Origin of the sequence: Streptomyces sp. NPDC059900, from assembly GCF_050270335.1 — a bacterium.
Lineage (GTDB): Bacteria > Actinomycetota > Actinomycetes > Streptomycetales > Streptomycetaceae > Streptomyces.
This window is the reverse complement of sequence record NZ_JBNNJZ010000627.1, coordinates 1-4451: the sequence shown is the minus strand read 5'-3', so window position 1 is coordinate 4451 and position 4451 is coordinate 1. Positions and strand designations below refer to the sequence as shown.

At 70.5% G+C, this 4451-nt stretch carries 7 protein-coding genes; 3 read left to right on the top strand and 4 right to left on the bottom strand.

The features are described 5' to 3' along the window. Together ACQKIP_RS40690 and ACQKIP_RS40685 are read left to right on the top strand one after the other, a co-directional pair. Positions 1-279, top strand: a 279-nt coding sequence (locus tag ACQKIP_RS40690; protein ID WP_427745325.1) for a hypothetical protein, incomplete at its 5' end; no start/stop codon positions are given. Positions 280-368: 89 nt separating this feature from the next. After that, positions 369-779 (top strand): hypothetical protein, encoded by a 411-nt coding sequence (locus ACQKIP_RS40685; RefSeq protein WP_365866800.1) that lies wholly within the window; start codon positions 369-371, stop codon positions 777-779. A gap of 45 nt (positions 780-824) precedes the next feature. Here the strand turns inward: ACQKIP_RS40685 and ACQKIP_RS40680 are convergent, their stop codons facing one another. The 3 genes from ACQKIP_RS40680 to ACQKIP_RS40670 are packed head-to-tail and all read right to left on the bottom strand — an operon-like array spanning position 825 to position 3357. Beyond that, positions 825-1490, bottom strand: a complete 666-nt coding sequence (locus ACQKIP_RS40680) for a 3-oxoacid CoA-transferase subunit B (protein WP_365866798.1) — start codon at positions 1488-1490, stop codon at positions 825-827. Beyond that, positions 1487-2158 carry a 3-oxoacid CoA-transferase subunit A gene (locus ACQKIP_RS40675; protein ID WP_365866796.1) on the bottom strand — a complete coding sequence of 224 codons (672 nt, stop codon included), beginning with the start codon at positions 2156-2158 and terminating at the stop codon, positions 1487-1489. The genes ACQKIP_RS40680 and ACQKIP_RS40675 overlap by 4 nt, the downstream gene beginning before the upstream one ends. Then, entirely contained in the window at positions 2155-3357 is a 1203-nt protein-coding gene (locus tag ACQKIP_RS40670) for a thiolase family protein (RefSeq protein WP_365866794.1), read from the bottom strand. Before ACQKIP_RS40670 ends, ACQKIP_RS40675 begins: the two co-directional genes overlap by 4 nt. Positions 3358-3450: 93 nt before the next feature. Between ACQKIP_RS40670 and ACQKIP_RS40665 the strand changes: the two genes are divergently transcribed. Next, on the top strand, positions 3451-4362 hold the full coding sequence (locus tag ACQKIP_RS40665) for a LysR substrate-binding domain-containing protein (RefSeq protein ID WP_365866793.1): 912 nt from the start codon (positions 3451-3453) through the stop codon (positions 4360-4362). Here the strand turns inward: ACQKIP_RS40665 and ACQKIP_RS40660 are convergent. Further along, complete coding sequence (locus ACQKIP_RS40660) at positions 4337-4447, bottom strand: hypothetical protein (RefSeq protein WP_427745326.1); 111 nt, start codon at positions 4445-4447, stop codon at positions 4337-4339. The two genes, ACQKIP_RS40665 and ACQKIP_RS40660, sit on opposite strands and share 26 nt — an antisense overlap. Between the last annotated feature and the right edge of the window lie 4 nt (positions 4448-4451).

Here is a 4451-nt window from a genome sequence, read left to right as displayed (position 1 = left end):
GGACACTGCTCCCGCCAGTCAGCCTGCCGCGGGAGCCGGCCGGTGAGCGGGGGCCTGCCGCCGCTGCGGGACCGGCATCTGGCCGCGGGTTTCATCGTAGTGATGTATGTACTGGTCGGAGCCATGGTGGGCGGCGTGTTCGGCGCGGGGTTCGCGCGCAGCGAGCTGTGGGGTGGCGTGGCCGCTCTTGTGGGCGGGGCCCTTGGAGCCGGTTTCGCCGTGTGGCGTATCCGGCGCACCCCCGAGGAAGAGCGGGAAGACGACAGCGGGTACTTCTGACGGCCCGTGACACGCTCTTTGTTGGGGTGGCTGGTCGGGTGCGCCGGCCGCGAGGGCTCGGCTGTGGGTGCTGCCCTTATGATGTCGCCGTGATCATCAGGGGGATAGGTGGGCGGTGGCTCGTCGCCGCATTGAGTGCTTCTGCGGTATTCACCTCGGGGTGCGCGGCCTCGGTCGACGCCGAGGAGTTGCCCGGCGTGTACCGCAGCGACAAGACGGGCGGGGAGATCCGGCTCGATTCCGACAAGACGTTCACCGCTACTGGCATCTCGGCAGACGAAGCCACGGGGAGCGGAGACACCGACCCCACCGACTTCCGTGGCCGATGGGAGTTCGTCTCCGGGGACGAGACCAGCGACTTCGTCTACCTCACGGTCAAGGACGGCGGCCTCGGCAAGGTCGGTGGCATCCAGCTCTACCCCAAGGATTCGCTGGTGGAGTTCCATCCCGATCCGGACGGGCCGCCGTCCGTGGTCCTTGCCAAGGCGGATTCCCCGTAGTTCGCGCCTGCCCCTCCCCGTCCCCCGGCCCCTTCCCGGCGCAGGTCAGGCGAAGGTCAGCGGGATGTCGAGGCGCGCGGTGAGGTCGTCCGGGGTGATTCCGAAGGTGCGGGCGACGCTGATGCCCTGCGGGGTGATGTCGAAGACCGCGTGGTCGGTGTAGACGCGGTTGACGCAGCCCCGGCCGGTGAGCGGGTAGGTGCAGTCGGGGACCAGCTTGGGGGCGCCGTCCCGGGTGAAGAGGGTCATCATCACGAAGACCTGCTTGGCGCCGATCGCCAGATCCATGGCGCCGCCGACGGCGGGGATGGCGTCGGGCGCCCCGGTGTGCCAGTTGGCGAGGTCACCGGCGGCGGAGACCTGGAAGGCGCCCAGGACGCAGATGTCCAGGTGGCCGCCGCGCATCATGGCGAAGGAGTCGGCGTGGTGGAAGTACGCGGCTCCCGGCAGCTCGGTGACGGGGACCTTGCCCGCGTTGGTCAGGTCGGGGTCGATCTGCTCGTCCTGTGCGGCGGGCCCCATGTTGAGCATGCCGTTCTCGGTGTGCAGGACCACGCCGGAGTCGGCGGGCAGATGGTCGGCGACCAGGGTGGGCTGGCCGATGCCCAGGTTGACGTAGGCGCCGTGGGGGATGTCGCGCGCGATGAGGGCGGCGATGTCGTGCTTGTTGAGCGGGCCCTGTGCGGTTGCCGTTCGGTTCGTGGGGGTCATGCGCGGGCTGCCTCCTGCACCACTCGGTCGACATAGATGCTCGGGGTCACGACGGTTTCGGGGTCGAGCGTGCCGGTCTCGACGATTTCGCGGACCTGGGCGATGACCGTGGTGGCCGCGGTGGCCATGACCGGTCCGAAGTTGCGGGCGGTCTTGCGGTAGACGAGGTTGCCCATGCGGTCGGCGCGGTGGGCGCCGATCAAAGCGACGTCGCCCTTGATCGGGTACTCGAGTACGTAGGTGCGGCCGTCGATCTCGCGGGTCTCCTTGCCCTCGGCGAGCAGTGTGCCGGCGCCCGTGGGGCAGTAGAAGGCGCCGATGCCGGCTCCGGCGGCCCGCATGCGTTCGGCGAGGTTGCCCTGCGGGACGACTTCGAGTTCGATGCGGCCTGCGCGGTAGAGCTCGTCGAAGACCCAGGAGTCCGTCTGGCGGGGGAAGGAGCAGATCACTTTGCGGACGCGTCCCTTGGCCAGCAGCGCGGCGAGTCCGGTGTCGCCGTTGCCGGCGTTGTTGGAGACCACGGTGAGGTCTTTGGCGCCCTGGCGGATGAGCGCGTCGATCAGGTCGACGGGCATGCCGGCCATGCCGAAGCCGCCGACCAGGACGGTGGAGCCGTCCTGGATGCCGTGCACGGCCTCGTCGGTGTCGGTGCATGTCACTGCGGTCATCGGGCGTCTCCCGTCACGTTTTCCAGGACTACGGCGAGTGCTTGGCCCACTCCGATGCAGATCGCCGCGATGCCCCACCGTTGGCCGGAGGTGCGCAGCCGGTGGGCGAGGGTGCCCAGCAGCCGTCCTCCGGAGGCGCCCAGGGGGTGGCCAAGAGCGATCGCGCCGCCCTTGGTGTTGACGATGTCCGGGTCCACGTCCCAGGCGTCGACGCAGGCCAGGGACTGGACGGCGAATGCTTCGTTCAGCTCGACGGCGGCGACGTCGGACCAGGCGATGCCCGCGCGCTTCAGGGCCCGGTTGGCCGCTTCGACGGGGGCGTAGCCGAACAGCTGGGGCTCCAGCGCGGACACGCCGCGTCCGGCGATGCGGGCGAGCGGGTCGGTGCCGATGCGCGCGGCGGCGGCACCGGAGCCGAGCAGCACCGCGCAGGCGCCGTCGCTGAGCGGGGATGCGTTGCCGGCGGTGATGACGCCGTCGGGGCGGAAGACGGGCTTGAGCGCGGCGAGTTTCTCGGGCGTGGAGCCGGGGCGGATGCCCTCGTCCCGGTCGAGCACGGCGCCCGTGGCGTCGGCGACGGGTACGACCAGGTCGTCGTAGAAGCCGGTGTTCCAGGCGTCGTCGGCAAGGCGGTGGGAGCGGGCGGCGAAGGCGTCCTGGCGGTCGCGGGTGACGGCAAAGCGCTCGGCGAGTTGTTCGTTGGCCTCGCCCAGGGAGACGGTCCACTCCTTGGGCATGCGCGCGTTGACCAGCCGCCAGCCCAGCGTGGTGGACACGGCCGTCACATCCCCGGCCGGGAAGGCCTTTGCGGGCTTGGGCAGGACCCAGGGCGCCCGGGTCATCGACTCGACGCCGCCGGTCAGCACGATGTCCGCGTCGCCGGTTTCGACGGCGCGGGAGGCGATGATCGCCGCGTCCAGCGATGAACCGCACAGCCGGTTCACGGTGGTGGCCGGTACCGAGGTCGGCAGCCCGGCCAGGAGGACGGCCATCCTGCCGACATTGCGGTTGTCCTCGCCGGCGCCGTTGGCGTTGCCCCAGACGACGTCGTCGATCTCTGCCGGATCGAGGCCGGGGGCCTTGGCCAGGGTCGCGGTGATGGCCGAGGCGGCGAGGTCGTCGGGCCGTACGTCCGCGAGGGCTCCGGCGAACCGGCCGAAGGGGGTGCGTGCTGCTGCGTACAGATAGCTGTCGGTCACACGCTCACGGTAGGAGCGCACGCTTCATCACGTCCAAGACCTAGTTCGCATGAATTAATAAGCATGATTTATGAATGTGGTTAGGGTGGGTGCATGGAACTGCGTCAGCTCCGGTACTTCCTGGCCCTGGCCGAGGAGTGCCACTTCGGCCGCGCGGCGGCCCGCCTGCACGTGGCGCAGCCGGCGCTGTCCCAGCAGATCAAGCAGCTGGAACGGGAGCTTGGCGTTGCGCTCTTCCACCGGACGACGCGACGGGTCGAACCGACCGAAGCCGGCCGCGAGTTGACCGGCTATGCGCGGGCGCTGGTCCTGGAGGAGGAGCGCGCCCGCGTACACATGCGGGAACTGGCGACCGGGCACGCGGGACGGGTCGCCGTGGGGTTCATCGGGACGGCCACCTACGACGTTCTGCCGCACATCGCCCGCACGGTACGCGCGCAGCTGCCGGGGATCACCATGGACCTGCGGGGCGAGGTGCTGGCCCCCGAGCTGGTCGAGGGGCTGCTCGCCGGCACCTACGACCTGGCGGTGATCCGCGGCGCGGCCACCGACCCCGACATCCGCCTCACTCCCCTGCGGTCCGAGCCGCTGGTGGCCGTGCTGCCCTCGCACCACCCGCTGGCCGGCCGGCCGAGCCTGGCGCTGGGGGCGCTGGCCGGCGAGCCGTTCGTCATCCACCCCTCGCAATCCCGCTCCTCGATGTACGAGCGCGTCCTGGCCTCCTGCGCGCGGGCCGGCTTCCGGCCCGCCTCGCTGACCGAGGTCGCGGAGACGGCCACCCTGGTCGTCTTCGTGGCAGCCGGTCACGGAGTGGCCCTGGTGCCGCAGTCGGTGCAAAGCCTCAGCCTCGAGGGCGTCACCTACGTACCGCTGGACGAACCCGAGTCGGTCGACCTGCTCCTGGCCCGCCGCGCGCACCGCAACTCCCCCGCGGCCGAGCAGGTCGCCACCGTGATCGAGCAGAGCGTGAGCAGTCACGTCACCCGGCGGCAGGTGAGTCCCTGAACGTGGCCGCCGGTTCGCTGCGGGAGCGGATGCCGAGCTTGGAATAGACGTGCGTGAAGTGGTACCGCACGGTCTTTACCGAGATGAAC